Source organism: Bradyrhizobium sp., assembly GCF_016219575.1.
Taxonomy (GTDB): domain Bacteria; phylum Pseudomonadota; class Alphaproteobacteria; order Rhizobiales; family Xanthobacteraceae; genus Bradyrhizobium.
This window is the reverse complement of sequence record NZ_JACRMG010000009.1, coordinates 360054-382613: the sequence shown is the minus strand read 5'-3', so window position 1 is coordinate 382613 and position 22560 is coordinate 360054. Positions and strand designations below refer to the sequence as shown.

The window sequence follows — 22560 nt, the reverse complement described above, 5'->3', positions numbered from 1 at the left end:
CCATGACAACTGCGCTCGCCGCAAAGATCGCCCGCGAATACGGCACGCCCTGCGCCGTCATCGACATGGACCGGGTCGAGCGCAACATCGCCCGTGTCCAGGCGGCGTGCGACGCGGCCGGCCTCGCCAACCGCCCGCACATCAAAACCCACAAGAGCCCGATGCTGGCGCAGATGCAGATCGCCGCCGGCGCGCAGGGCATCACCTGCCAGAAGATCGGCGAGGCCGAGGTGATGGCCGATGCCGGGATCGACGACATCCTGATCAGCTACAATCTGCTCGGCGAAGAGAAGATGGCGCGGCTGGCCGCGCTGCAGGCCAGGGCCACCATGACCGTTGCCGCCGACAACGCGGTGGTCGTCGCCGACCTGCCGAAGGCTGCCGCAGCATCCGGGCGTACGCTCAATGTCGTGGTGGAGTGCGACACCGGGCGCAAGCGCGCCGGCGTCGAAACACCGGCGGAAGCGATCGCGCTGGCGCGCGAGATCGCGGGCTCAAAGGGACTGAAGTTTGGCGGCTTCATGCTGTACCCGACCGAGACCGGCTGGGCGGAAGCGCAAAGATTCTACGACGAGGCGCTGGCCGGCGTCCGTGCCCACGGCCTCGACGCCAGCATGGTCTCGACCGGTGGCTCACCCAACCTGAAGAACCTCGGCAAGCTCAAGGGCGCCACCGAACACCGGCCCGGCACCTATATCTACAACGACCGCATGCAGGTCGCAGCCGGCGTCGCCTCCTGGGACGATTGCGCGCTCAACATCTACTCGACCGTGGTCAGCCGCGCCGCGCCCGATCGCGGCATCCTCGACGCCGGCTCGAAGACGCTAACGTCGGATACCGGCGGCGGACTCGACGGCCACGGCCTGATCCTCGAACATCCCGAGGCGAGAATTGCGCGCTTTGCCGAGGAGCATGGCTTCCTCGATCTCACCCGCAGCAACACCCGTCCCAATGTCGGCGACGTCGTGCGGATCGTGCCCAATCACGTCTGCGTCGTCGTCAACATGATGGACGAGGTGGTGATGGTGCGCGGCGACGAGATCGTCGGCACGCTGCCGGTCGCCGCGCGAGGCAAGTTGCGGTAAGTATAATCCGTAGGATGGGTTGAACGAAGTGAAACCCATCAGGTCCTGGGGAAGGAGTTGATGGGTTTCGCTGCGCTCAACCCATCCTACGAAGCCACGTCAGCACGCCCTTCCCGGCCGCCGAGCCCGTCGCAAACGACGCCTGCAGCAGATAGCCGCCGGTCGGCGCTTCCCAATCGAGCATCTCGCCCGCCGCGAAGACGCCGGGCAGCTTGCGGATCATGTAGTCCGGGTCCAGCTCATCCAAGGCAATGCCGCCTGCCGAAGAAATCGCCCGTGCAATCGGCGCGACGCCGGTGAGCCGGATCGGCACGGCGTTGATGAACCGGGCGAGATCGGGCGGCGACATCGATGCCAGCGACATGCCGGATGCTTTCGCGGCCTCCTGCAGCAGCCCGATGGCGACGGGCGACAGGTTCGCTGCCTTGCGAAGGAAATTCGACAGCGACTGCTTGCCTTTTGGCGCTGACAGCTTCTTTACCAGGTCATCGGCGCCAAGATCGGGCCGCAGCGCGACCGTCAGAGTGGCCTGCCCGTCGCACAGGACCGCCTCGCGCAGTTCGGCCGAGAGCGCATAGACCGCGCCGCCTTCGATGCCGGCGCGGGTAATGACAGCCTCGCCACGCGCGGTGTGCCCTCCGATGCTCAACGCCACGCCCTTCAGCGGCTGGCCCTCGAAGCGATCGCGAAACACGTCCGACCAGGCGACCGTGAAGCCGGAATTGGCGGGCTTCAACGGCGAGACCGCGACGCCCTTCGCGGCAAGGATGTCCACCCATCCGCCGTCGGAGCCGAGCCGCGGCCAGCTTGCGCCGCCAAGTGCCAGCACTGTCGCGGAGGAACCTACCGTGCTCGTTCCATCCGGTGTTTGAAACAGCAGACGGCCCTTCGTGTCCCAACCGCACCAGCGATGACGAAACGCGAACTTCACGCCCTCCGCATCGAGCCGCCGCAGCCAGGCACGCAACAAGGGTGACGCCTTGAACGCTTTCGGAAACACGCGCCCGCTGCTGCCGACGAAGGTCGGTTGTCCCAGCGCCTCGCTCCACGCGCGCAACGCATCGGGCGGAAACGCATCGATGGCGGCCGCAAGCCGCGGCGCCGCCTCACGGTACCGCGCCAGAAACGCCGGCAGCGGCTCGCTGTGGGTGAGATTGAGTCCGCCCCGCCCGGCCATCAGGAACTTGCGGCCGGCGGACGGCATGCCGTCGTAGACAGTGACCTTGGCGCCGCCCCGCGCCAGCACTTCGGCCGCCATCAGGCCGGCGGGACCGGCACCGATGACGGCGACGTCGCTCAGAGTTTCACCCCTGCCCGCTTGGCGGCATGGCCGACATATTTCTGCGTTTGCTCGAACGCGCCTTCGAGCGCCCTGGCGGTCGACATGTCCGCGATCTCGTTGAAATGCGCGGCGATAGCATCCGGCGTCCACTCGGACGGCGGCAGGTTGATGCCCTCGGTCTCCACGATCTTGATGACGGCGAACGAGCCGGCGCCCGCGCCCATGATGGTGCGGGTCGGCGCGTCCTCGCTCAGCATATATTCCACCGCAGGCGTGATCGCCTCGGGCCGCATCAGCTCCAGCGCCTGCGGCGGCAACAGCTCTTCCGTCATGCGCGTGGCCGCCGTCGGCGAGATCGTGTTGACGCGGATGTTGTTCTTGCGGCCTTCCGCGGCAAGCACGTTCATCAGCCCGACGATGCCGGCCTTCGCCGCGCCGTAATTGGCCTGGCCGAAATTGCCGAACAGGCCCGACGACGAGGTCGTCAGCACGATGCGGCCGTAATTACGCTCGCGCATGCCGTCCCACACAGCCTTGCAGCAGTAGAAGGTGCCGACGAGATGCACATCGAGCACTTTTGCGAAGTCCTGCACTTCCATCTTGCTGAACGACTTGTCGCGCAGGATGCCGGCATTCGCCACCAGCAGATCGACGCTGCCCCACTCCCTGGTGGCGCGCTCGACCATCGCCTTCACCTGGGAGAAGTTCGAGACATCAGCGCCGTCGGCCATGGCGATACCACCGGCCTTGCGGATTTCCTCGACCACGGCTTCCGCCGGCGTGAGCGAGCCGCCGGTGCCGTCGCGCGCGCCGCCGAAATCATTCACCACGACCTTGGCGCCGCGGCTGGCGAGCCCCAGCGCATGCGCGCGTCCCAGACCATTGCCCGCGCCGGTCACGATGGCGACGCGTCCGTCAAACCTGATAGTCATGCGAAAGATCCCTTATTTCTTCCTTCCTTCTCCCCTTGTGGGAGAAGGTGGCGCACGAAGTGCGCCGGATGAGGGGCCTGCATCCGCGGAGAGACACCCCTCACCCGGCTTCGCTTCGCGAAGCCACCCTCTCCCACAAGGGGAGAGGGTTATTGGCGGCTTTTTGAGCAGGCGGAGATTGCCGGGTCAAGCCCGGCCATGACGCGGCAGTGGCCCTATTCGAAATAGATCAGCCCGAGCCAATCGGCGACCAGCGCCGGCTTGTCTTCGCCCTCGATCTCGACTGTCACGCTGGTGCGCGACTGCAGCTCCTTCGGCTTGCGCAGCTTCGCCTCCGTCAGCACGAAACGGCCGCGCACGCGCGAGCCGGCGCGCACCGGCGACAAGAAGCGCAGCTTGTCGAAGCCATAATTGACGCCCATGGTGGTGCCCTGGATCACCGGCATCACCTCATAAGACATGATCGACAGCAGCGACATCGTCAGAAAGCCGTGCGCCACGGTGTTGCCGAACGCGGTTTCCTTCTTCGCCCGCTCGGGGTCGATATGGATGAACTGGTGGTCCTCGATCACGTCGGCATACACGTTGATCCGGCTCTGGTCGATCAGGTGCCAGGACGACACGCCGACTTCCTTGCCCACCATGGCCTGATAGGCCTCGAGCGAGACCGGCGGCTTCTTCCAGACTTCATTCATTACTGGCTCGTCTCCAGCCCGGCCGTGCGCACCTTGGCAAGCTCGGGGAATTCTTCCTCGCGGAACTCGAGGCCCCGCATCGCGTCGTCACGATTATTGTCATGTTCGAGGCGACGCAACTGCACGCGGCGGATTTTTCCCGAGATCGTCTTGGGCAGTTCCGTCACCAGCTCGAGCTTGCGGATGCGCTTGAACGGGGCAAGCCGCGCATGCAGGTGCCTGAAGATCGACAGCGCCGTCTCGGGCGAACGCTCGACGCCGGCAATGAGCAGCACATAGGCCTTGGGGATCGCGAGCCTGATCGGATCGGGGCTCGGCACCACGGCGGCTTCCGCCACCTGCTCGTGTTCCAGCAGCACGCTTTCCAGCTCAAACGGGCTGATGCGGTAATCGCTGGACTTGAACACGTCGTCCGAGCGGCCGACAAAGGTGAAATAGCCCTCGTCATCGACGAACACGACGTCGCCGCTGCGATAGAGATCGCGGTCGGTGCCCGAAAGCTTGCCGTCTTCGCCCTGATAGCCCTGCATCAGGCCGGCGGGCCGGCCGCTGCCGAGCACGAGCGTCACCTCGCCCTCTCTGGTCTCGTTGCCGTCGTGGTCGGTGATGCGAATGCGATAGCCCGGCAGCGGGCGGCCCATCGAGCCGACCTTGACCTTCTGCCCCGGCGAGTTGCCGGCAAGCGCCGTGGTTTCGGTCTGGCCGTAGCCGTCGCGGATGGTGAGGCCCCAGGCCGCGCGCACCTGGTCGATCACTTCGGGATTGAGCGGCTCGCCCGCGCCGCAGACCTCGCGCAAGCTCACCTTGAAGTCCGACAGCTTCTCCTGGATGAACAACCGCCACACCGTCGGCGGCGCGCACAGCGTGGTGACACCGCAGCGGCCGATGATCGACAGCAGGCCCTTCGCCTCGAAACGCGGCTGGTTGACGATGAAGATGGTCGCTCCCGCATTCCACGGCGCGAAGAAACAGCTCCAGGCATGCTTGGCCCAACCGGGCGAAGAAATGTTCAGATGCACATCGCCGGGCTGCAAGCCGAGCCAGTACATGGTCGAGAGATGACCCACGGGATAGCTGCGCTGGCTGTGCCGCACCAGCTTCGGCTTGGCCGTCGTCCCGGACGTAAAATAAAGCAGCATCGGGTCGTCGGCGTTGGTCGCACCATCGGGCGCGAAAGCATCCGAAGCCTTCGCCGCCTCCTCGAACGGCAGCCAGCCGTCCTTGCCTGTGCCGCCAATGACGATGCGGACCAGCTTCTCGTCGCCGAGCCCGGCGAACTTCGCGACCTGATCCTGCGTCGCCACCACCGCTCTCGCCCGGCCGCGGTCGAGCCGGTCGCGCAATTCGTCTGCCGTCAGCAGCGTGGTGGCGGGAATCACGACCACGCCGAGCTTCATCGCCGCCAGCATGGTCTCCCACAGCGGCACGACATTGCCGAGCAGCAACAAGAGATGATCGCCGCGTTTCAGGCCCTGCGCGCGCAGGAAGTTCGCCACCTGGTTGGAGCGGCGCGACAGTTCGGCGAATGACAGTTTCGCCTCGCGGTCGGTGCCGGCATCGACGATCCACAGCGCCGCGCGGTCGCGGCTTTCAGGATTGCGCGCCAGTTCCGCATCGAACCAGTCCAGTGCCCAGTTGAAGGACACGGGATCCGGCCATCGGAATCCCTTCACCGCCGCATCGTAGTCGGTCCGATGCTGCAGCAGAAAGGCGCGCGCTTCCTTGAAAGTCGTCATCAAGCTTTCCCGGCAAGGCCCCTAACGTGCTGGATAATTCCGGAAAAGTCGACCCCGCCATGACCGGAAGCATCGAAGGCCTTGTAGAGTTCCTGCGCGTGCTTGCCGAGCGGCGTCGCCGCGCCCGAAGCCTTCGCCGCATCCTGCGCCAGCGTGAGGTCCTTCACCATTAGCGCGGTGGCAAAGCCCGGCTTGTAGTCGTGGTTGGCGGGCGACGTCGGCACCGGACCAGGCACCGGGCAATAGGTCGTCAGCGCCCAGCACTGGCCCGACGAGGTCGAGACAACATCGAACACCGCCTGATGCGACAGCCCAAGCTTCTCGGCCAGCGCAAAGGCTTCGCCAACCGCAACCATGGATACGGCCAGCACCATATTGTTGCAGATCTTGACGCCCTGCCCCGCGCCGGCGCCACCGCAATGAACGATCTTCTTGCCCATGTTCTCCAGCACGGGCGTGGCCGCCGCAAACGACTTCTCGTCGCCGCCGCACATGAAGGTCAGCGTCGCGCCCTTGGCGCCGCCGGTGCCGCCGGAGACCGGCGCGTCGACCGAGCCCATGCCGTGCTTCGCCGCCAGCGCATGCGCCTGCTTGGAGCTCTCGACGTCGATGGTGGAGCAATCGATGATCAGCGCGCCCTTCTTCATGGCGGGGACGACCTCGTTCCACACCGACAGCACATGCTTGCCCGCCGGCAGCATGGTGATGACGGTGTCGGCGTCCTTCACGGTCGCCACCGCGCTCTCGCCGATCGACGCGCCATCGGCCTTCGCCTGATCGCGCGAGGCCGCGACCAAGTCGAACGCAGTCACCTTGTGGCCGGCCTTGACCAGATTGGCCGCCATCGGCCCGCCCATGTTGCCGAGTCCGATGAATGCAATGTTTGCCATATTCTGTTTCCTCCGGCTGTCGCTTTTTTTTGATCTAGGGGAATCTCAATTCGTCCGCGCCGATCTCCGCGAAATAGGGTGCGACCATCGCGGGCGTGACATCCTCGATGCGCGGCGGCGACCATTTTGGCTGCCGATCCTTGTCGATCACGGCGGCACGCACGCCCTCGCGGAAATCGTCGCTGGCAAAAACCTGCAGCGCTGCGCGATACTCGCGCACCAGGCATTCTTCCAGCGACTTCGCGGTGCGCGCAAGGCGCAGGAGCCTCAGCGTCACCACCATGCCGCGGGGCGATTTTTCGGAAAGCGCCTTCAGCGTCGCCAGCGCCGGCTCGGAGCCGTCGCGCTGCAAGGCGACGATGATATCCTGCATGCGGTCATGGCCGAACCAGCGATCGATGCTCGACTGCATGGCCGCGACCGGCCCCGACGTCTCAGCGGTCGCAAAGCCATCGATCAGCTTCCTGACCTCGGTCGCCGTAGCACCGGCGCGAACCCTGGTCAGCGCCTCGCGCAGTGCCGGCCATTTCGCGGTCGGCACCACCGCATCTGCAAAGCCGGAATAGATCGCATCGGGACCGTTCATGGTCTGGCCGGTCAGTCCAAAATAAGTGCCGATTTCGCCCGGCGAATGCGACAGCAGCCAGGTGCCGCCGACGTCGGGGAAGAAGCCGAGGCCGACTTCGGGCATCGCGAGCTTGGTTTTCTCCGTCACCACGCGATGGCTGGCGTGCGCCGACAGTCCTACGCCGCCGCCCATCACCAGCCCGTCCATGAACGCGACATAGGGTTTTGGAAACCTGGCGATGCGGGCGTTCATGATGTATTCCTGGCGCCAGAACACCTTGCCGAGATCGCCGCCGACCTTCGAGCTTTCCCAGAGGCCGCGGATATCCCCGCCGGCGCAAAGTCCGCGCTCGCCCGCGCCTTCCAGCACCACCACCGCCACCGCCGGGTCCGCCTCGAACTGGTCGAGCGCGGCATCGATGCCGAGCGACATCTCCAGCGTCATGGCGTTGATGGCTTTCGGGCGGTTCAGCCGGATGATCCCCGCCGCGCCCTCACGCCGCACGATCAGGTCGGGCTCGGCGCCCACAACCGCCGGAGCCTCGCTCATCGCGCGCCCTCGATCAGCTTGCGCGATACGATCAGCCGCATGATTTCGTTGGTTCCTTCCAGGATCTGGTGCACGCGCAAGTCGCGCACGATCTTTTCGATGCCGTATTCGGACAGGTACCCGTAGCCGCCATGCAGCTGCAGCGCCTGGTTGGCCACTTCAAAGCCGACATCGGTGCCGAAGCGTTTGGCCATCGCGCACAGCATCGTCGCGTCCGGGTCTTTGCGGTCGAGTGCCGCGGCCGCGCGCCACAGAAAGGTCCGCGCCGCCTCGAGCTCGGTCGCCATGTCGGCGATGCGGAACTGCAGCGCCTGGAATTCGTCGAGCCGCTTGCCGAAGGCTTTTCGCTCCTTCATGTAGCCCAGCGTCTTGTCGAGCGCGCTCTGCGCACCGCCGAGCGAACACGCGGCGATGTTGAGGCGGCCGCCGTCGAGCCCCGCCATCGCGATCTTGAAACCGATGCCCTCATCGCCCAGCCGGTTCTCGACGGGGATGCGCGCATTCTCGAAGATCACCGCGCGGGTCGGCTGCGCATTCCAGCCCATCTTGCGCTCATTGGCGCCGAACGACACCCCTGGCGCCTTGCCGTCGATGACGACCGTCGACACCCCACCCGGACCGTCGCCGCCAGTCCGCACCATCGCCACCAGGATATCCGTGCCGCCGGCCCCCGAGATGAACTGCTTCTGCCCGTTCAGGACGTAATGATCGCCCTCGCGCACCGCGCGGGTTCGCAGCGCAGCCGCGTCGGAGCCGGCGCCCGGCTCGGTCAGGCAGTAGCTTGCGAGCGACTCCATCGTGCAGAGTTTCGGCAGCCACTTCTGCCGCTGGGTGTCGTTGCCGTAGGCATCGATCATCCAGGACGCCATGTTGTGGATCGAGATGAAGGCCGACACGGTGGGGCAGCCGGTCGCCAGCGCCTCGAAGATCAGCGCGGCGTCGAAGCGGGTCATGGCGGAGCCGCCGACATCGTCCCTGATATAGATGCCCCCCATGCCGAGGGCGGCCGCCTCGCGCATCACGTCGACGGGAAAGTGCTTCTCCTCGTCCCAACGCAGCGCATGCGGCGCGATCTTCTCCACGGCGAATTCGCGCGCCATGTCGCGAACCGCCACCTGGTCCTCGTTGAGAGCGAATTGCATTCTTGTCCTTGAAAGCTGTTCCCCGCAGCCGTCATTGCGAGCGAAGCGGAGCAATCCAACTTGCCTTGCTCACTCTGGATTGCTTCGTCGCTTCGCTCCTCGCAATGACGGCAAAATACACCATCACTTCATCAACGGGATCGAGAACTCCGCGCCCTCCTTGACGCCGGACGGCCAGCGCGAGGTGATGGTCTTGGTCTTGGTGTAGAAGCGAACGGAGTCCGGACCATGCTGGTTGAGGTCGCCGAAGCCGGACTTCTTCCAGCCGCCGAAGGTGTAGTAGGCGATCGGCACCGGGATCGGCACGTTGATGCCGACCATGCCGACGTTGACGCGCGCCGCGAAGTCGCGCGCGGCGTCGCCGTCGCGGGTGAATATCGCAACGCCGTTGCCGTAGTCGTGCTCCGACGGCAGCGCCAGCGCTTCCTTGTAGTCATGCGCGCGCACCACCGAGAGCACGGGACCAAAGATCTCCTCCTTGTAGATGCGCATGTTCCTGGTGACGTTGTCGAACAGGCAACCACCCAGATAGAATCCCTTTTCGTAGCCCTGCATCTTGAAGCCGCGGCCATCGACGGCGAGCGTCGCGCCTTCCTTGACGCCGATGTCGATGTAGTTCTTGACGCGCTCGACGGCTTCACGCGTCACCAGCGGACCGTAATCGGCGGACGGATCGATCGAGGTGCCGATCTTCAGGCTCTCCACGCGCGGGATCAGCTTTTCCATCAGGCGATCGGCCGTGGTCTTGCCGACGGGGACCGCGACCGAAATCGCCATGCAGCGCTCGCCGGCCGAGCCGTAGCCGGCGCCGATCAGCGCATCGACGGTCTGGTCCATGTCGGCGTCGGGCATCACGATGGCGTGGTTCTTGGCGCCGCCAAAGCACTGGCAGCGCTTGCCGGTTTGCGCGGCGCGCTCGTAGATGTACTGCGCGATCGGCGTCGAGCCGACGAAGCCGATGGCCCTGATATCGGGGTCGTCGAGGATTGCATCGACGGCTTCCTTGTCGCCGTTGACGACGTTGAGGACGCCGGGCGGAAGCCCCGCCTCCATCATCAGCTCGGCCAGCCGCATCGGCACGCCCGGATCGCGCTCGCTGGGTTTGAGGATGAAGGCATTGCCGCAGGCGATCGCGGGGGCGAACTTCCACATCGGGATCATCGCCGGGAAATTGAACGGCGTGATGCCGGCGACGACGCCGAGCGGTTGCCGCATCGAATAGATGTCGATGCCGGGGCCGGCGCCTTCGGTGTATTCGCCCTTCATCAAATGCGGGATGCCGCAGGCGAATTCCACCACCTCGAGGCCGCGCTGGATGTCGCCCTTGGCGTCGGGAACGGTCTTGCCGTGCTCGCGAGCTAGAAGCTCGGCGAGCTTGTCGTAGTCGCGCTGCACCAGTTCGAGGAACTTCATCATCACGCGGGCGCGGCGCTGCGGATTGGTGTTGCCCCATTCGACCTGAGCAGCGCGCGCATTCTCGACCGCGGCGCGGACTTCCGCCTTGGAGGCCAGCGCCACCTTGGCCTGCACATCGCCGGTCATCGGCTCGAATACGTCAGCCGTCCGCCCGGACGTGCCCTTTACTTCCTTGCCGCCGATGAAATGTCCGATTGAGCGCATGAAATAACCTCCCTGGTCCCGGCCGGTTCGCGTCGACCCTCTAGGGATCGCTTTACAAACCCTTTTGACCTGCATTTTATAGGATTCAAGTCCGAGATATTGCACCTTAGATGTGCGGAAATGCTGGATCAAGGCGGCACGATCGACTGGGATGATTTTCGCTTCGTGCTCGCCATCGTGCGCGGCGGGTCGGTCTCGGCTGCCGCCCGCCAGCTCGGCGTCGATCATGCCACGGTGATCCGGCGTGTCGACCGGCTGGAACAGTCGCTTTCGGCAAAGCTGTTCGACCGCCGCAAGAGCGGCTATCTCCTCACTGAAGCCGGCCAGCGCGTCGCCGACAGCGCCGAGGCGATGGAATCCACCATCGTCGCCAACCAGGAGGCGGTCGGCGGCTCGCGGGCGCATCTGACCGGCACGGTGCGGATCGGCGCGCCTGACGGGTTCGGCAGCCATTTTCTCGCCTCGCGGCTGGTCGCGTTCGGCGAGCGGTATCCCGATCTCGACCTGCAGCTGGTCGCGACCGCGCGGCTGTTCAGCCTGTCCAAGCGCGAGGCCGACATCGCCATCAGCCTCACCATGCCCAAGGAAGGCCGCATCGTCGGGAGAAAGCTGCTCGACTACAGCCTCGGCCTCTACGCCGCTCCGGCATATCTTTCTCGCGCGCCCGAGATCAGGGACCGCGCCGATCTCGCCGCGCATCGCTTCGTCGGCTACATCGAGGAGCTGCTGTTCACGCCGGAGCTGGACTACCTGCCGCAGGTCTCGCCAAAAATCTCCGCCAAATTCCGCAGCGCCAATTTGATCGCGCAGCTCAATGCCACCATCTCGGGCTTCGGCATTGCCGTGCTGCCGCACTTCATGGCGTCAGCGCACCCGGAGCTGAAGCCGGTGCTGCCGGACGAAGTCTCGATCTCCCGCACCTTCTGGATGCTGATGCACGCCGACAGCAAGGATCTCGCGCGCATCCGCGCGGTGGCCGACTACATCCATGAAACCGTGGAGCGCGAGCGGGCGCTGTTCAACGGGCGCGCGAAAGCGCCGTAGCGCCGTAGGGTGGGCAAAGCGCAGCGTGCCCACCTTCAAGAGCACACAAGAAGGTGGGCACGACGCAAAGGCGCCTTTGCCCACCCTGCATGGGTCTGGCAACCAATTAGTTCGCGCGCGGCTTCCTGGCGGCAGGCTTCGACGCCCGCGACAGCGCGGCTTCGCGCCCTGCCCCAAGAATCTCCTCGGAGAACTCGCCCGTGCCGGCGATGCGCGACAGCACCAGCGCGCCGGCCATGGTCGACAGCGCCGCAATCGCCTGCGCCCGCGCCGCCTTGCGCGGCAGTTCCGGCAGCTGGTCGGCCATCATCTCGATCATCTCGTCGAGCCTGGCGGCAAACGCCTTTCGCGCCTTCGCGCCCTCGCGGGCGATCTCCGGCCCCAGCGTCGGCACCGCGCAGCCGTGACCGGGATCGTCGCGGTGGATCGTCGTCAGGTAGGACTCCACGATCGCCGCAAAGCGCTTCTCCGGCGAGGTCTGCTCGGCGAGCTTGCGCCAGCGGTCGGTGGAGCGGTCCATCGCGTAGTTGAACGCCTCGATCACCAGCGCCTCGCGGGAATTGAAATGGGCGTAGAAGCCGCCATGGGTCAGCCCCGCCTCCTTCATCAGGTCGGCGACGCCGATGCCGTGCGCGCCCTTCTCGCGCAGCCGCACCGAGGCCTTGCGCACGATGCGGGCGTGGGTTTCCTGCTTGTGTTCCTTGGTATAGCGCATGGGCCGTCCATTACATGTCTGTAGTCATATAATAGCACCACCGGGTTGAAAAAGCTGCTGCTATTTCGCCTGTTGCGGCCCGCCGATCATGGAAAAAGTCGCCGTCGCGTGCACTGCGAGATTGCCCGCGCCGTCGCGCACGAAGCCCTCGGTATAGCTGTTCTGGCGGCCGAGCTTGATCAGCTTGCCTTCAGCTCGAATCGTGCCTGATTTCACCGACAGCGGCCTGAGATAGGTCAATTTGAGGTCGAGCGTCACCGAGGTCTGGCCGGCCGGCAGCATGGTCGAGATCGCGCAGCCCATAGCGGTATCCAGCAGCGCCGCGGCGGTCGCGCCATGCAGCAGCCCAATGGTGTTTTCCAGGCTCTCCTCGGCGTCCAGCTCCATCACGATCCGCCCCGGCTCGACCGTGGCCATGCGGAAGCCGATCAGTTTCGCCATTGGCGGCGGCGGCAGGATACCGTCGCGAATCCCGCGCATCGCCTCCATCCCCGACATCGTCATCGCCGCCCTGGCCGCCGGCCCCGGCGCCTGCCAGTCCACCACCCGCTCCCGCCGCAGCTGCGGCGCAAACAGGTCCGGAAGTTCCTGGGTTTTCTGGGCGCTGGCCGCGGTCATGGAGGATCTCCTTCAGGCCGATTGATTGAATGATGTTCGTCATATATAACGCCTCCGTCCAACAATGGAAGGGATGGCCATGCCGGGCGCGGATTGGCGGAAGACCGCCTGCAATCTCTGCTACGTCAATTGCGGCCTCGAGGTGCTCGTCGAGAACGACCGCATCACAAAAGTGCGCGGCGACCGCGACAATCCGAAGTCGCAGGGCTATCTCTGCAACAAGGCGGCGCGCATCCCCTTCTACGCCCACCACCGCGACCGGCTGACCACGCCGCTGCGCCGCCGCTCCGACGGCGGTTTCGACGCGATCGACTGGGACACCGCGATCGCGGAGATCGCCGCCAGGCTGCGCGAGGTGGTGGACCGCCACGGCGGCAAGAGCCTTGCGCTCTATGGCGGCGGCGGCCAGGGCAACCATGCCGGCGGCGCCTATGCCACCGCGCTGATGCGCGCGCTCGGCTCGCGCCATGTCTTCAACGCGCTGGCGCAGGAGAAGACCGGCGACTTCTGGGTCAACGGCCACATGTTCGGCAGCCAGACCTGCCACACCGCCGAGGACGTGCATCATTGCGACCTCTTGTTCGTGATCGGCGCCAATCCCTGGATCGCCCACGGCTTTCCCAATGCGCGCGACCATCTCAATGACATCCGCAAGGATCCGGACCGCAGGATGATCGTGATCGATCCGCGCCGCTCGGAGACTGCCGAGCGCGCCGACCTGCATCTGGCCGTCCGTCCCGGCGCCGATGCCTTCCTGCTCGGCGCAATCCTGGCGCGCCTGATCCAGCGCGATGCCGTGGACCATGCCTTCATCGAGCAGCACACCACGGGTTATGCCGAGGTCAGGGATGCCTTGCTGAAGATTCCGGCCGAGCAATGGGCCGATGCCGCCGACATCCCGCTCACGCAGATCGAGCAATGCGTCGACATGATCGTTGCTGCCAAGGCCATGACCGTCCGCGTCGAGCTCGGCATCCAGCAGGGCGTCAACTCGACGCTCAGTTCGTGGCTCGAGAAGCTCCTGATCATGCTGACCGGCAGTTTCGGCCGCAAGGGCACCAACCAGCTGCACAGCTGGCTGCAGCCGCTATGGGGCAATTCGCCGAATCAGCGCTTTGCCGCCGCCGATACCGAGGTGATCGGCGGCCTGTTGCCGCCCAACCTGTTCCCGGATGCGGTACTTGCCGACCATCCCGACCGCCTGCACGCGGTGTGGATCGACAGTTCCAATCCCGCCAACACCGCTGCGAATACCGCAGAGGTGGAGAAGGCGCTGCGCGCGCTGGATCTCGTCGTCGTCGTCGACGTCGCCATGACCGAGACAGCGCGGCTGGCGCATTACGTGCTGCCGGCCTCCTCGCAATACGAGAAGACCGAGTTCACGCTGTTCAACTTCGAATTCCCGAGGAATTACTTCCATGTGCGGGCGGGTGTTGTCGCACCGCTCGAAGGCACCCTGCCCGAGCCGGAAATTTACACGCGGCTGACGCGTGCGTTGGGACTTCTGCCCGGCGACAACGCGTTGGCGCCGCTGCGCGAAGCCGCGTTCCGCTCCCGCGCCGCCTTCGCCGCGGAGCTTCGCAGCCTGATGGGCGCCAATCCCGCGCTGGCGCCGCTCGGCGCGCTCGTGCTCTACAATACGCTGGGCGCCACCCTGCCCGATGGCACTGCCGCCGCCGCGCCGCTGTGGCAGGCCGCGCATCTCTGCGCCAAACGCTCGCCGCAGGCGGTGCGCCGCGCGCTCAACACCGGCCCCGAGGTGCCGGACCAGGCGCTCGGCGAAGTCCTGTTCGACGCCATCGTCGGATCGCGCAACGGCGCCGCCTTCACCGAGCACGACTACGACGACGTGTGGTCGCTGATCTCGCATCCCGACCGCAAGGTGCGGCTCGCGATCGCACCGATGCTGGAGTGGCTTGATAAGCTCGATCCGGCTGCCGCGGCACCTCACGACGATTATCCCTTCGTGCTCGCCGCCGGCCAGCGGCGCATGTTCAACGCTAACCAGATCTTTCGCGATCCGGCCTGGCGCCGCGACGATCCCGACGGCGCCTTGCTGATCAATGCCGCCGATCTCGAAGCACTCGGCGCCAACGACGGCGAATGGATCGCCGTGCAATCGGCTGCCGGCCGCGTCGTCGCGCGGGCCAAGCGCGACGACTCCATGCGCAGCGGCCAGCTCGCGCTGCCGCACGGTTACGGGCAGGCCTATCCCGCGGGCGACGGCGAGCGTCTCAGCAACGGCCCTCGCATCAATGTGCTGACCGACCGCGGCAACTGCGACCCCATCGCGGCCACGCCCTATCACAAGCACGTCCTCGTGCGGCTGGAACGGCTGGCGGCAGCGGAAGCCGCGGCCCATGAGGCGGCCTCGCAGCGCATCCATCGGGCGTCGGCGTAGGCAGAATCTCACCTCTCCCCGCTCTTTTGCGGGGAGAGGTCGAAGCCGTAGCGCAGCGAAGGCTTCGGGTGAGGGGCGAGGCACGCTGGCAACCGCGATATTTAGCTCGAGGAAGACAGCGAGTCGGATACGCCATATCCGTGGTTAGCGGAGCGCCCGGCCCCTCACCCGGATCGCTGCGCGATCCGACCTCTCCCCGCAAAGCGCGGGGAGAGGTAAGCCGACAGCAACCCTTGACAACAGCCACGCTTGCCAAGGAAGTGCTCCCTCGCCGCTCGCACGCACAAGGGAGCCACAACAAGAACCATGGAAATGCTCAATCCGCATTGCGGGATTGCCCGCGACAACAGAGGCGTCGTGCGCCTCGCCGTCTGCAATGCCGGCTCGCTCAACATCCTCGGCTCCGCCGTGACCGACGGCGTGCGCGAAGGATTTGAAAAGCTCGCCGGCGACAACAGCATCCGCGCCGTCATCCTGACCGGCCAGAGCGAGAAGAGCATGATCGGCGGCGCCGACATCAGGGAGATGGCGAAGCTCGACCAGAAATCGGCCGAGGCCTTCATCACCCGCCTGCGCGATCTCTGCGCGGCGATCCGCCGCTTCCCTGCCCCCGTGATCGCGCGGCTGCCCGGCTGGTGTCTCGGCGGCGGGCTCGAGGTCGCAGCCGCCTGCGATATCCGCGTCGCCGCACATGACGCCATGTTCGGCATGCCCGAGGTCAAGGTCGGCATACCCAGCGTGATCCACGCCGCGCTCTTGCCGCGGCTGATCGGCTACGGCCGCGCGCGCTGGCTGGTGATGACCGCGGAAAACATCGATGCGGCGACGGCGCTCGCCTGGGGCCTGGTCGATCGGGTCGCCTCACCCGGCGGCCTCGACCACGCCGTCGAGCATACCGTCAAGGCATTGCTTGAATGCGGCCCCGAGGCGCTGCGCATCCAGAAGGAGCTGTGCCGCGGCTGGGAGGAACTGCCGCTGAGCGAGTCCGTCAATCTCAGCGTCGGCGCCTTCGGCAGGTCGTTCCTGACGGGCGAGCCGCAGCAGATGATGGGCGGGTTCCTCAACCGCAAGCGCTAGCGCCAATCCTCATGGTGAGGAGGCGCACAGCGCCGTCTCGAACCATGAGGCCACTATCTCGTTCTTGGCTCATCCTTCGAGACGCGGCGCAAGCCGCTCCTCAGGATGAGGGCGCCGGGTGTGGCTCGGCGGCATTGCGCGCCCAATTCATGCGATCACGACAATTTATCATGCCCCGCGCCGTTGCATTTTTTTCGTCGCATCATATGATGACCATAATCTATTGAATTCCCGCAGGGAGCACCGCCATGGCCCACGATCCCGTCGTCATCCTCTCCGCCGCCCGCACCCCGCTCGGCCGCTTCATGGGCGAGCTGTCGCCGCTCGCCGCCCACAAGCTCGGCTCGCACGTGATCGGCGCCGCGCTGGAGCGTGCGAAACTCGCGCCGGAACGGATCGACGAGGTCTTCATGGGCAACGTGCTTCCCGCCGGCCAGGGCCAGGCCCCGGCGCGGCAGGCCGCGCGTGGGGCAAAACTGCCTGACGCCACCGGCGCCACCACCGTCAACAAGGTCTGCGGTTCCGGCATGAAGGCGACCATGCTGGCACACGACATCATCCATGCCGGCTCGGCGAACATCGTGCTGTCCGGCGGCATGGAGAGCATGAGCAACGCGCCGTATCTCCTGGCCAAGGCACGCAGCGGCTACCGCGCCGGCCACGACCGCATCATCGATCACATGATGATGGACGGCCTCGAGGACGCCTACGAGACCGGCCGCTCGATGGGCGATTTCGGCGAGGCCACCGCCGAAGCCTATCAGTTCACCCGCGCCGACCAGGACAAGTACGCGATGGAAACCCTGACCCGCGCGCGGAAGGCGGTGGAAGGCGGCGCCTTCAGGAGCGAGATCGCGCCGATCACGCTGGCCGAAAAGGCCGGCCCCCGCATCATCGCCAATGACGAGCATCCGCTGAAGGTCGACCCTACAAAGATCCCCGGGCTGAAGCCGGCCTTCCGCGCCAACGGCACCATCACGCCAGCCGCCTCCTCGGCCAACGCCGACGGCGCCGCCGCGCTCATCCTGGCAAAGCGTTCGCTCGCCGATCGCGACGGGCTGCCGGTGCTGGCGGAGATCAAGGGCCACGCCACCCACAGCCAGGAACCGCAATGGTTCACGACAGCGCCGATCCCGGCAATCCGGAAACTGCTGGACAAGGTCGGCTGGAGCGTCGGCGATGTCGACCTGTTCGAGATCAACGAGGCCTTTGCGGTGGTGGCAATGGCGGCGCAGCGCGACCTCGGAATTCCCCGGGAGAAACTCAACATCAATGGCGGCGCCTGCGCGCTCGGCCATCCCATCGGCGCCACCGGCGCACGGCTGATCGTGACGCTGCTGCATGCGATGGAGGCCAATAATCTCAAGCGCGGCGTCGCCTCGCTCTGCATCGGCGGCGGCGAAGCCACCGCCATCGCGGTCGAGCGCATCGTTCACTAGCGCGTGCAGGTCCGGAAATGAGGGAAGCACGGCATTCGCGCCGTGCCTCCCTTGTGGCAAATTGCATCAACACAAAAAAAATAAGACCCTCTGAGGCTCCATGATCTCGAACTGGCTGTCCGCCGCCCTCGCCCGCCGCAACATCCATTATGGCTGGGCGATGGTCGCCGTCACCTTCCTCGCCGCGCTGATCTCGGCCGGCACGGTCGGCGCGCCCGGCGTCTTCATCGTGCCCTTGCAGAAGGAGTTCGGCTGGAGCAACGCCGAGATTTCCTCGGCGCTGTCGATCCGCTTCATCCTGTTCGGACTGATGGCGCCGTTTGCCGCGGCGCTGCTCAACCGCTACGGCCTGCGCAACGTAACGCTGGCGGCGCAACTCGTCGTCGTCTCCGGCCTTCTCGGATCGCTGTTCATGACGCAGGTCTGGCAGCTGATCCTGTTGTGGGGTGTCGTGATCGGCATCGGCACCGGCATGACGGCGCTGGTGCTGGGCGCGACCATCGCCACGCGCTGGTTCGTGGCGCGCCGCGGACTCGTGGTCGGCATCCTCACGGCGAGCGTCGCGACCGGGCAATTGCTGTTCCTGCCGGCGCTCGCCGCCGTCACCGAGCAGGTCGGCTGGCGCGTCGCGCTGGCGCTGGTCTGCATCATGCTCGGCGTCGCCGCCTTCGCCGTGCTGATGGTGATGCGCGACCGGCCCGGCGATCTCGGCCTGCGCCCGTTCGGCGACGAGGGCACGGAGCCCCTGCCCGCGCCGCCGCCGAGCACCGCGCCGATTGCGGCGGTTGCTCTCGGCACCCTGCGCGATGCCTCGAAGCAGCCGGTGTTCTGGATCCTGTTCGCCACCTTCTTCATTTGCGGCGCCAGCACTAACGGCCTCGTCCAGGTGCACCTGATCCCGATGTGCCTCGATTTCGGCATCCCGCAGGTGCAGGCCGCGGGCCTGCTCGCAGCCATGGGTATTTTCGATTTCTTCGGCACCATCATTTCCGGCTGGCTGTCCGACCGCTACGACAACCGCTGGCTCTTGTTCTGGTATTACGGCCTGCGCGGCCTGTCGCTGCTGTTTTTGCCGTTCACCGATTTCACCTTCTACGGGCTGTCGCTGTTTGCCGTGTTCTACGGCCTCGACTGGATCGCCACCGTGCCGCCGACCGTGCGCCTCACCGCGCAGCGGTTCGGCGCCGAGCGCGCCAACCTCGTGTTCGGCTGGATCTTCGCCGGCCACCAGCTCGGCGCCGGCGTCGCCGCCTTCGGCGCAGGCCTGTCGCGCACCGTGCTCGCCACCTATCTCCCGGCTTTCTTCGTCGCCGGCGCGCTCTGCATCGTCGCGGCCCTGATCGTGCTCGCCATCTCGCGGCCGGCGAAGGTGGCGGCGGCAGCGGCCTGAGTGGTGTCGTCCCGGCGAAAGCCGGGACCGGGACTCCAGCTCGGCACAACCACGAGCATTTGTGGTTATGGGCCCCGGCTCTCGCCGGGGCGACAACGTAGTGTGGGCAAGAGCTGTTGCATTTCCGGCACGACGGGCAAATCACTTCGGTTTGGCGGAATCGGGTCAAGCTCCGTGATTGAAAATATTTCGCTTTACAGGAATTCTGATTTACGGTATGCGTTCGGCCAGCCCGCGCCACCACGAGGGGACGCTTCGCGGTCGTCACGGAACGTTGGCGCGGGTTGCGATGGACGCTGCGGCGTCAGGCGGGTCGTTCTTCCTGCCAGACGAAACGTCTGCAGCGTACGGCGAAGTCGTGTGGTCCTGGCGCCGCGACCGTGGCGTCTATCGGCCCTGCCTGTGCGGGTGCCGCAACGGTGACAACAAACGCCGCTCACCGGGGAGAGCACGAAGTAAACCGTAAAGCCATTGCGCGGGGAAGGCCGGGATGTCTCGGCTGTACCTGTCAAACCCGTGTGCATTCGTTGTAGCACTCTTCGCACACGGTGATGCGGGTGCCGCCGGCGCCCGGCCTTCCCTGCGCCCTCTTCACAAGAGAGGGCCGATCAATTGCAAGACTCAGGCGAGAATCGCGCCGTGAGAATGCGAGCGCATGTCTTTCGTCGTACTCCGCTGTCATCGCCCGGCTTGACCGGTTGAATCCGCCCAGTATTCCAGAGACGCCAGTGACTGAACCGAGAGGCCGCGGCGTACTGGATCACCCGCATTCGCGGGTGATGACATCTCGAGTGACGGCTGTGGAACTACGGCCTTGTCGTCATGTTCGCCGGCGGACCGGGCGTGCGCAGCGGCTCGGCGAGGCGCGCGAATTCGCACAGCAGCGAGCGGGTCTTGCGGGGATCGATCACTTCCTCCACCCAGAACTTTTCGGCGGAGCGGAACGGCGAGCGCAGCTTGTTCAGCCGGTCCTCGATCTCCTTGAGCTTGGCCGCGGGATCGGCCGCCGCATCGATCTCGGCGCGATAGGCCGCCTCGATGCCGCCCTCCAGCGGCAGCGATCCCCAATAGGCCGACGGCCAGGCATAGCGCATCGAGAAGCGATTGGCCGGCTGATGCACGACGCCCGCCACGCCAAATGCGTTGCGCACGATGATGGTACACCAGGGCACCGTGGTCTGGTTGACCGCCGCCATTGCGCGCACGCCGTGGCGGATGGTTGCCGACTTCTCCGCATCGAGCCCGATCATGAAGCCGGGGCAATCCATGAGATAGACGATCGGCAGATGGAAGGTTTCGGCGAAATCCACCCAGCGAATCACCTTCTGGCAGGCTTCCGCCGTCCACGAGCCTCCGTAATGCAGGGGGTCACTCGCGAGCAGCAGCACCGCGCGGCCCTCCAGCCGCGCGAGGCCGACGATGATCGGCTTGCCGAAATTGGAATTGACCTCGAAGAAGGAACCCTTGTCGACGACGGCGTCGATGATGGGACGCATCTTGTAGACCTGGCGGCGGCTGCGCGGCACCGCCTTCATCAGCGATTGCTCCGCACGCTCGGGATCGTCGGTGCAGGGCACCGTCGGCGGCAGGTCGTAGACCGACGACGGCAGGTAGGACAGGAAGCGCCGCGTGCACTCGAATGCCTCTTCCTCGGTCTCGACCGCATGGTCGACGCCGCCGGCGCGGGTCTGGATGTCGGCGCCACCGAGTTCCTGCTTGGTCAGATCCTGGCCGAGCCGCTTCACGACCGGCGGCCCCGCCACGAACATCGCCGAATTCTTGGTCATCACCGAGTAATGGCTCGCGGCCAGCCGCGCTGCGCCGAGACCGGCGACCGAACCGAGGCCGAGCGCCACCACGGGCACGCGCGCCAGATTGGCCATCGTGTACCAGTACCAGCGCGTGCCGCCGACGCCGCCCGGCAGGTTGGCAGCGCCCTTCGTCTCGATCGTCTTCACCGAGCCGCCGCCGCCGGACCCTTCGATGACGCGGATGATCGGCAGGCGGAAATCGTGCGCCATCTCCTCCGCCATCAGCGGCTTGGCCGAGATCGAGGCATCCGCCGAGCCGCCGCGCACCGTGAAGTCGTCGCCGACCACCACGACCGTACGCCCATCGACCCTGGCGCGGCCGAACACGCAGTTCGCCGGCGTCAGCTGCTTCAGCTCGCCCGCTTCGTCGTATTCGCCGATGCCTGAGATTGCACCGATCTCGTGGAAACTGTCCTGGTCGGCAATCCTGTCGATACGCTCACGAACGGTGAGCCGGCCCTGGTCGCGTTGTCGCTTGACCTTGTCAACGCCGCCCATCTCGCGCGCGAACGCTTCGCGCCGGGCGAGGTCTTCGAGTTCCGGCTTCCAGACCATTCATTTCCTCCGTCATTATTTTATTGTTGTTGTGCGCCGGCACGCCGATCGACTTGCGCTCCAGCCGGTTGGCAAAGATATCGCCCTCGCCATCGAGCAGCGCGCCGACGGCGGCGGCAAGGTCCAGCATCCGCGGCGCCACTTCCTTGTGCACGCGCTTCTCATCATACATCGCCGACAGCAGGCCGATCGTCACCACGACATAGGTCTGGTACTGCGGCGACCACAGCGGCACGGCGCAACCATTGATATGCGGGCTCCAGGTGCCGAAGGCGGTGACGTAGCCATGTTCGCGAAGACTGCGGCGGTTGATCTCGATGCGCGACCGCGCCAGCTTCGCCGCATCCGGCGTCTCGCGCTCCATTTCATTGATCAGGGCGTCGCCGACCTCGGGGTCGAGCGCGGCGAGATAGGCGCTGCCCGCCGCCGTGCTCGCCATGCTGATGCGGCTGCCGGTGCTCTCGTGCAGGCCGAGCGCGTTCGCGGCGCGCGCGAACTCGAGATAGACCAGGTGAAAGCGGTCCGGGATGACGAAGCCGACGGTGCCAGGCAGATGTTCGGCAACGTCCTGCAGGCGCAGATGGATCAGGTTGCGCAGCTGCAGCCCCTTCATCATCGAGGTGCTCATCGCCACCGCGCTCGGACCGATGCGGTATTTCTGGTCGCGCGGCAGATAGACCAGCTGGCCCATCCGCGTCAGCGTGTGAGTCAGCCGCGACACCGTCGAACGCGGCAGTCCGCAGCGGTTGGAGATTTCGAGATTGCCGAGCCGCGCCTCGTGTCCCTCGAAGCAGCGCAGCACGTCGAACGCGCGCGATACCACCTGGATCACATCTCCCTCGCCAGACAAATCGCTGGCGAGCATTCCCTGCTTGCTAAGCCGTTCCGAGCGCCGTCCCATGTTATGGCTCCCATTCCGCCATGCGGAATAAAATTCCACTTGCAGAACAAGCTACCTCAGGCAATCTGCGGCCACAACAAAAAGCCGTCGCGACGGACGCCGGTTCGTCA

18 protein-coding genes are annotated in these 22560 nt (G+C 65.9%); 6 read left to right on the top strand and 12 right to left on the bottom strand.

Translation table 11 applies throughout. The features are described from left to right. Positions 1 to 2 precede the first annotated feature (2 nt). Positions 3 to 1085, top strand: coding sequence for a D-TA family PLP-dependent enzyme (locus tag HZB49_RS06825; protein WP_291609744.1), 1083 nt, complete (start codon positions 3 to 5; stop codon positions 1083 to 1085). A gap of 76 nt (positions 1086 to 1161) precedes the next feature. Here HZB49_RS06825 and HZB49_RS06820 read toward each other — a convergent pair whose 3' ends face one another. The 8 genes from HZB49_RS06820 to HZB49_RS06785 form a co-directional block, all read right to left on the bottom strand. Continuing rightward, positions 1162 to 2385 carry a TIGR03862 family flavoprotein gene (locus HZB49_RS06820; protein WP_291611117.1) on the bottom strand — a complete coding sequence of 408 codons (1224 nt, stop codon included), beginning with the start codon at positions 2383 to 2385 and terminating at the stop codon, positions 1162 to 1164. Beyond that, on the bottom strand, positions 2382 to 3299 hold the full coding sequence (locus HZB49_RS06815; RefSeq protein ID WP_291609743.1) for an SDR family NAD(P)-dependent oxidoreductase: 918 nt from the start codon (positions 3297 to 3299) through the stop codon (positions 2382 to 2384). Before HZB49_RS06815 ends, HZB49_RS06820 begins: the two co-directional genes overlap by 4 nt. Positions 3300 to 3514: 215 nt before the next feature. Further along, positions 3515 to 3994 (bottom strand): MaoC family dehydratase, encoded by a 480-nt coding sequence (locus tag HZB49_RS06810; RefSeq protein WP_291609742.1) that lies wholly within the window; start codon positions 3992 to 3994, stop codon positions 3515 to 3517. Next, on the bottom strand, positions 3994 to 5730 hold the full coding sequence (locus tag HZB49_RS06805; protein ID WP_291609741.1) for an AMP-binding protein: 1737 nt from the start codon (positions 5728 to 5730) through the stop codon (positions 3994 to 3996). Before HZB49_RS06805 ends, HZB49_RS06810 begins: the two co-directional genes overlap by 1 nt. Then, entirely contained in the window at positions 5730 to 6620 is an 891-nt protein-coding gene (gene mmsB, locus HZB49_RS06800) for a 3-hydroxyisobutyrate dehydrogenase (RefSeq protein ID WP_291609740.1), read from the bottom strand. Before mmsB ends, HZB49_RS06805 begins: the two co-directional genes overlap by 1 nt. A 34-nt stretch (positions 6621 to 6654) precedes the next feature. Next, a complete protein-coding gene (locus tag HZB49_RS06795) occupies positions 6655 to 7737 on the bottom strand; it encodes an enoyl-CoA hydratase/isomerase family protein (RefSeq protein WP_291609739.1) in 1083 nt (360 codons plus the stop codon). Beyond that, positions 7734 to 8879: an isobutyryl-CoA dehydrogenase gene (locus tag HZB49_RS06790; protein ID WP_291609738.1), complete on the bottom strand. Its 1146-nt coding sequence runs from the start codon at positions 8877 to 8879 to the stop codon at positions 7734 to 7736. Before HZB49_RS06790 ends, HZB49_RS06795 begins: the two co-directional genes overlap by 4 nt. A gap of 123 nt (positions 8880 to 9002) precedes the next feature. After that, positions 9003 to 10499, bottom strand: a complete 1497-nt coding sequence (locus HZB49_RS06785) for a CoA-acylating methylmalonate-semialdehyde dehydrogenase (RefSeq protein ID WP_291609737.1) — start codon at positions 10497 to 10499, stop codon at positions 9003 to 9005. A 120-nt stretch (positions 10500 to 10619) separates the two neighbouring features. Between HZB49_RS06785 and HZB49_RS06780 the strand changes: the two genes are divergently transcribed. Then, entirely contained in the window at positions 10620 to 11543 is a 924-nt protein-coding gene (locus HZB49_RS06780; protein WP_291609736.1) for a LysR family transcriptional regulator, read from the top strand. A 106-nt stretch (positions 11544 to 11649) separates the two neighbouring features. Here the strand turns inward: HZB49_RS06780 and HZB49_RS06775 are convergent, their stop codons facing one another. Together HZB49_RS06775 and HZB49_RS06770 are read right to left on the bottom strand one after the other, a co-directional pair. Continuing rightward, positions 11650 to 12258, bottom strand: a complete 609-nt coding sequence (locus HZB49_RS06775) for a TetR/AcrR family transcriptional regulator (RefSeq protein WP_291609735.1) — start codon at positions 12256 to 12258, stop codon at positions 11650 to 11652. Between the two features lie 60 nt (positions 12259 to 12318). Further along, positions 12319 to 12876 carry a PaaI family thioesterase gene (locus HZB49_RS06770; RefSeq protein WP_291609734.1) on the bottom strand — a complete coding sequence of 186 codons (558 nt, stop codon included), beginning with the start codon at positions 12874 to 12876 and terminating at the stop codon, positions 12319 to 12321. Positions 12877 to 12955: 79 nt separating this feature from the next. Here HZB49_RS06770 and HZB49_RS06765 point away from each other — a divergent pair, with 79 nt between their 5' ends. From HZB49_RS06765 to HZB49_RS06750, 4 genes are all read left to right on the top strand, one after another. Continuing rightward, positions 12956 to 15277: a molybdopterin-dependent oxidoreductase gene (locus tag HZB49_RS06765; RefSeq protein ID WP_291609733.1), complete on the top strand. Its 2322-nt coding sequence runs from the start codon at positions 12956 to 12958 to the stop codon at positions 15275 to 15277. Positions 15278 to 15583: 306 nt separating this feature from the next. Further along, positions 15584 to 16354, top strand: coding sequence for an enoyl-CoA hydratase (locus tag HZB49_RS06760; RefSeq protein ID WP_291609732.1), 771 nt, complete (start codon positions 15584 to 15586; stop codon positions 16352 to 16354). 248 nt (positions 16355 to 16602) lie between these two features. Continuing rightward, positions 16603 to 17793, top strand: a complete 1191-nt coding sequence (locus HZB49_RS06755; protein ID WP_291609731.1) for an acetyl-CoA C-acyltransferase — start codon at positions 16603 to 16605, stop codon at positions 17791 to 17793. A 100-nt stretch (positions 17794 to 17893) separates the two neighbouring features. Next, complete coding sequence (locus HZB49_RS06750; RefSeq protein ID WP_291609730.1) at positions 17894 to 19183, top strand: MFS transporter; 1290 nt, start codon at positions 17894 to 17896, stop codon at positions 19181 to 19183. Positions 19184 to 19989: 806 nt separating this feature from the next. Here the strand turns inward: HZB49_RS06750 and HZB49_RS06745 are convergent. Next, a complete protein-coding gene (locus HZB49_RS06745) occupies positions 19990 to 21549 on the bottom strand; it encodes a carboxyl transferase domain-containing protein (protein ID WP_291609729.1) in 1560 nt (519 codons plus the stop codon). Then, positions 21479 to 22450 (bottom strand): IclR family transcriptional regulator, encoded by a 972-nt coding sequence (locus tag HZB49_RS06740; protein ID WP_291609728.1) that lies wholly within the window; start codon positions 22448 to 22450, stop codon positions 21479 to 21481. The genes HZB49_RS06745 and HZB49_RS06740 overlap by 71 nt, the downstream gene beginning before the upstream one ends. Between the last annotated feature and the right edge of the window lie 110 nt (positions 22451 to 22560).

What these genes read in the sequence shown, in the direction of transcription:
- HZB49_RS06825 (WP_291609744.1), top strand. Translation starts at nt 3, where the DNA reads ATGACAACTGCGCTCGCCGCAAAGATCGCCCGCGAATACGGCACGCCC.
- HZB49_RS06815 (WP_291609743.1), bottom strand. Translation starts at nt 3,299, where the DNA reads ATGACTATCAGGTTTGACGGACGCGTCGCCATCGTGACCGGCGCGGGC.
- HZB49_RS06810 (WP_291609742.1), bottom strand. Translation starts at nt 3,994, where the DNA reads ATGAATGAAGTCTGGAAGAAGCCGCCGGTCTCGCTCGAGGCCTATCAG.
- HZB49_RS06805 (WP_291609741.1), bottom strand. Translation starts at nt 5,730, where the DNA reads ATGACGACTTTCAAGGAAGCGCGCGCCTTTCTGCTGCAGCATCGGACC.
- mmsB (WP_291609740.1), bottom strand. Translation starts at nt 6,620, where the DNA reads ATGGCAAACATTGCATTCATCGGACTCGGCAACATGGGCGGGCCGATG.
- HZB49_RS06795 (WP_291609739.1), bottom strand. Translation starts at nt 7,737, where the DNA reads ATGAGCGAGGCTCCGGCGGTTGTGGGCGCCGAGCCCGACCTGATCGTG.
- HZB49_RS06790 (WP_291609738.1), bottom strand. Translation starts at nt 8,879, where the DNA reads ATGCAATTCGCTCTCAACGAGGACCAGGTGGCGGTTCGCGACATGGCG.
- HZB49_RS06785 (WP_291609737.1), bottom strand. Translation starts at nt 10,499, where the DNA reads ATGCGCTCAATCGGACATTTCATCGGCGGCAAGGAAGTAAAGGGCACG.
- HZB49_RS06780 (WP_291609736.1), top strand. Translation starts at nt 10,620, where the DNA reads ATGCTGGATCAAGGCGGCACGATCGACTGGGATGATTTTCGCTTCGTG.
- HZB49_RS06775 (WP_291609735.1), bottom strand. Translation starts at nt 12,258, where the DNA reads ATGCGCTATACCAAGGAACACAAGCAGGAAACCCACGCCCGCATCGTG.
- HZB49_RS06770 (WP_291609734.1), bottom strand. Translation starts at nt 12,876, where the DNA reads ATGACCGCGGCCAGCGCCCAGAAAACCCAGGAACTTCCGGACCTGTTT.
- HZB49_RS06765 (WP_291609733.1), top strand. Translation starts at nt 12,956, where the DNA reads ATGCCGGGCGCGGATTGGCGGAAGACCGCCTGCAATCTCTGCTACGTC.
- HZB49_RS06760 (WP_291609732.1), top strand. Translation starts at nt 15,584, where the DNA reads ATGGAAATGCTCAATCCGCATTGCGGGATTGCCCGCGACAACAGAGGC.
- HZB49_RS06755 (WP_291609731.1), top strand. Translation starts at nt 16,603, where the DNA reads ATGGCCCACGATCCCGTCGTCATCCTCTCCGCCGCCCGCACCCCGCTC.
- HZB49_RS06750 (WP_291609730.1), top strand. Translation starts at nt 17,894, where the DNA reads ATGATCTCGAACTGGCTGTCCGCCGCCCTCGCCCGCCGCAACATCCAT.
- HZB49_RS06745 (WP_291609729.1), bottom strand. Translation starts at nt 21,549, where the DNA reads ATGGTCTGGAAGCCGGAACTCGAAGACCTCGCCCGGCGCGAAGCGTTC.
- HZB49_RS06740 (WP_291609728.1), bottom strand. Translation starts at nt 22,450, where the DNA reads ATGGGACGGCGCTCGGAACGGCTTAGCAAGCAGGGAATGCTCGCCAGC.